Here is a 2,995-nt window from a genome sequence, read left to right on the forward strand (position 1 = left end):
GGTCAAGCTGGCCCTGGAAGAACTCGCCCGCACCCATGCGGACATCCTGTCCGTATCCGCCAACGAACTCACCGGCCAAGTCCTGATTTGCCATGTCCCCGGCGGTTCGCCGGAAGACATCCTGGCGGCGGTTGAAACCCGCGCCCGCAGCCAATGGCGGGCCGAACCGATGGCGGAAGCCATTTCGCCCGTGGTCCCCGCCGCCAAGCCCAAAGCCAGCAAGCCGCGTTCCCGGCGGGAAAGCCCGGCGGCGCAGGCCATGGCCGAGATTGCCGCCCAGCCGCCGCAGGAATGCTGGCACGCCCGAGACGCGGACACCGCCCTGAATCGGCTCGACAGCCGCCCGGAAGGCTTGGCCGACACCGACGCCGCCCGGCGCTTGGCTGTGTATGGCGGCAACCGGCTGGCGGAGAAGCAGCGCCGCTCCGCCCTGAGCCTGTTCGCCGGGCAATTCACCAATCCACCCGTGGCGATGCTGGGCGTTTCCGCCGGGATTTCCATCGCCACCGGCGGCGTGGTGGACGCGGTGGCTATTCTGGGCGTGGTGCTGATTAACGCCGCCATCGGCTATATCACCGAAAGCGAGGCGGAAAAGACCATCAACGCCTTGGGCAATCTGGGCGCCACCCATACGCTATTGCTGCGGGAAGGCCGGGAAGTGCCGGTGCCCGTCGAGGCCGTGGTGCCGGGGGATGTGCTGGTGCTGCGGCCCGGCTCGCAAATCGCCGCCGACGCCCGCTTGCTCAAGTCCAGCCGCTTGACCGTGGATGAATCCTCATTGACCGGCGAAAGCCTGCCGGTCGCCAAGAATGCCAACGGTCCCCTCGCCGCCGATGCGCCGCTGGCCGACCGCCACAACATGGTTTACATGGGCAGCATCGTCACGGGCGGCAGCGGTCTGGCCGTGGTGGTCGCCACCGGGCGGCACACCGAAATCGGCCTGATTCAATCCCTGGTGGGCGAGGTGGAAACCCCGGCCACGCCCTTGCAGCAGCAGTTGGACCAGATGGGTCTGCAACTGGCCGTGGCGAGTTCGGTGCTGTGCGCCGGAGTGTTCGGGCTGGGCGTGCTGCGCGGGACGCCGGGGTTGGCGATGCTGAAATCCGCCATGTCGCTGGCCGTCGCCGCCGTGCCGGAAGGCTTGCCCGCCGTGGCGACCACCACGCTGGCGCTGGGCATCCGCAAGATGCGCGAGCGGCATGTTCTCGTCCGCCAATTGCCCGCCGTGGAAGGCTTGGGTTCGGTGCAAACCCTGTGCCTCGACAAGACCGGCACCCTCACCCTCAACCGCATGAAGGCGGTGTCGGTCGAGTTGCCCGGCCAAACCATCGAACTGCGCGATGACGGGTTCTACCTGGATGAACAGCCGGTGGTGCCCGAGACCATGGCCGGGCTGGTCAACTTGGCGCGGATGGTCTGCCTGTGCAGCGAGGTGAAGAGCAACGGCCACGGGCTGGAAGGCTCGCCCACCGAACGCGCCCTGGTGGAAATCGCCCTGGCGACGGGCGAGGACTTGGATGCGCTGCGCCAGACGTTCCCGCTGGTGAAGACGATCCACCGCGCCGAAGACCGGCCCTATATGGCGACCTTGCATGAACAAGGCGAGGGCCGTTATCTGGTGGCGGTGAAAGGGAGTCCCTCGGACGTGCTGAATCTCTGCGCCTTCTGGCAGAGCGGCGCGGACATCCTGCCCTTGGATGACGAGCTTCGCGTCGGCATCCAGCGTCGCAACGAAGCCATGGCGGGCGAAGCCTTGCGGGTGCTGGGCGTGGCTTTCCGTCACAGCGACGGCACCGCCACGGCGGACGCCACCAGTGACCTCGTGTGGCTGGGCCTCGCGGGGATGGAGGACAGCCTCCGACCTGGCATGGCCGACTTGATGGGCAAGTTTCATCGGGCGGGCATCCAGACCGTCATGATTACCGGCGACCAGAGCGCCACGGCGTATTCCGTGGGCAAGCGGCTCGGCATGAATCACGACAAGCCGCTGGAAATCGTCGACTCCAACGCGCTGGAACAGCTCGATCCCGAGATTCTCGCCGGGATGGTCAAGGATGTGTCCATCTTCGCCCGGGTCAGTCCGGCTCACAAACTGCGTATCGTCCAAGCCCTGCAAAAAGCCGGGCGGGTGGTGGCGATGACCGGCGACGGCGTGAACGACGGCCCGGCCCTCAAGGCGGCCAATATCGGCGTGGCGATGGGCGACCAAGGCACCGAGGTGGCCCGCTCGGTCTCCGACGTGGTGCTGGAGGACGACAATCTCCACACCATGATCGCCGCCGTCGAGCAGGGCCGCACCATCTACCGCAACATCCGCAAGAGCCTGCGGTTCCTGCTGTCCAGCAATCTCAGCGAAATCGAAATCATGCTGGTGGGGACGGCCCTGGGCCATGGCGAGGTGCTGAATCCGATGCAATTGCTGTGGATCAACCTCATCACCGACATCCTGCCGGGGATAGGCTTGGCGGTGGAGCCGCCGGAAAAGGACGTGCTGGACGAACCGCCGCGTAATCCCGACGAACCCATCGTGCGGCGGGAAGACGCCCTCAAGATGCTGCGCGAGTCGCTGTTCCTGACTGGCGGAACGCTGGTGGTCCACGGCCTGACCCTGGCCCGCACCGGCAATCCAGCCATCGCCGGTAGCCATGCCTTCATGACGCTGACCCTGGCGCAATTGCTCCACTCACTGAGTTGCCGTTCCGAAACCACCACTGTGCTGAATCGCGGACGGCCACCCAACCGCTTCCTGGGTGGCGCGGTGGTGGGTTCGGTGCTGCTGCAATTGTCCGCCGTGGCGTTCCCGCCGTTGCGGACCTTGCTGCGGCTTACCCCACCGGGGCCGGGTGAATGGCTGATGATTGGATTGGGGGCCGGGTTGCCGTTGGTGATTAATGAGGCGTTTAAGGTGCGATCCACAGGTGGGAGCGGGCTTTAGCCCGCGACAGCAGGCGTAGGTCGGGCCTGTATTCCCATGCCCGACATTCCCGGCTACGGA

At 66.2% G+C, this 2,995-nt stretch carries 1 protein-coding gene; it reads left to right on the forward strand.

The window, feature by feature from the left end:
• Nucleotides 1-2,935: cation-translocating P-type ATPase (locus tag ACXWUF_RS21345; RefSeq protein WP_458496556.1), on the forward strand; the 2,935-nt coding region annotated here is incomplete at its 5' end.
• Nucleotides 2,936-2,995: the final 60 nt, after the last annotated feature.

The sequence above is a fragment of the Methylomagnum sp. genome (assembly GCF_054333355.1).